Origin of the sequence: Mesorhizobium sp. M7A.F.Ca.CA.002.05.1.1 (assembly GCF_003998335.1) — a bacterium.
Classification (GTDB): domain Bacteria; phylum Pseudomonadota; class Alphaproteobacteria; order Rhizobiales; family Rhizobiaceae; genus Mesorhizobium.
Genome location: NZ_RZQI01001331.1, coordinates 1 through 1,107 on the forward strand (window position 1 = coordinate 1; position 1,107 = coordinate 1,107).

At 63.2% G+C, this 1,107-nt stretch carries 2 protein-coding genes; both read left to right on the plus strand.

Annotation, left to right across the window (positions count from 1 at the left end; genetic code table 11):
• On the plus strand, window positions 1-678 hold a 678-nt coding region (locus EN939_RS35325), incomplete at its 5' end, for an NAD-binding protein (RefSeq protein ID WP_206528443.1).
• A 14-nt stretch (window positions 679-692) separates the two neighbouring features.
• Window positions 693-1,107, plus strand: a 415-nt coding sequence (locus EN939_RS35330) for a DUF924 family protein (RefSeq protein ID WP_127271957.1), incomplete at its 3' end; no start/stop codon positions are given.

Genomic DNA, 1,107 nt, shown 5'->3' on the forward strand with positions numbered 1-1,107 from the left:
CCGCGTGACGAGCAGTCGCTCGACGGGGTCGATGTCGCCGATGGCCTGACCGGCAGCGTGCTGGTCATTGGTTTCGGCCGCTTCGGCCAGATCGCGAGCCAGCCGCTGCTGCTGCGCGGCATCGACGTCTCGATCATCGACAATGACGTCGAGATGATCCAGGCGGCGGCCGATTTCGGCTTCAAGGTCTATTATGGCGACGGCACGCGACTGGACATCCTGCATGCCGCCGGCGCCGGCCGTGCGCGCGCCGTGCTGATCTGCGTCGACAAGGCCGATGTGGCTGTTCGCATCGCCCAGTTGATCAAGGCTGAGTTTCCTTTGCTCACCGTGCTGGCCCGCGCTTTCGATCGTGGTACCGCGCTGCAGCTCATTCGCGCCGGCGTCGACTACCAGCTGCGTGAAACCTTCGAATCCGCACTTGTTTTCGGCGGCTCGGCCCTGGAATCGCTGGGCGTCGATCCCGAAGACGTGGCTGAAACGATCGAAGACGTCAGGCGCCGCGACACCGACCGCTTCGAAACCCAGCTTGCCGAAGGCATTCGCGCCGGACAGCGCTTCCTGAGAGGCAATATCGGTACGCCGATTCCGACACCGCTCTCCACGCCGCGCCGGCCTGGTCAGGCACTCAATGAAGAAACCGCGGGTGTGCTGCACAAGTCCGAACCCGCCGATTGAGCAAGGAATTAGGCATGGAATTGGACAGCAGGGCCCTGTCGGTCACCAAATTCTGGCGCGATGCCGGCGAGGATGCCTGGTTCGAGAAGAACGAAGCATTCGATGCCGAGTTCCGCGACCGCTTTCTCGGCCTGCACTACGCCGCCGCGCGGCGTGAATGCGACGACTGGCTGGAACATGCCGAAGGCGCGCTGGCGCTGATGATCCTGCTCGACCAGTTTCCGCGGAACTGTTTTCGCGGCACCGGCCATATGTACGCGACCGATCCGCTCGCCAGATATTTCGCGGAGAGGGCGATCGCGGCTGGTCATGACCTGGCACTCGAGGAAGAACTCCGCGTTTTCCTCTACCTGCCTTACGAGCATTCGGAACTGCTGGCCGACCAGGACATTTCGGTCGAACTGACGCAGGCCTGGGCCGAGCCATACC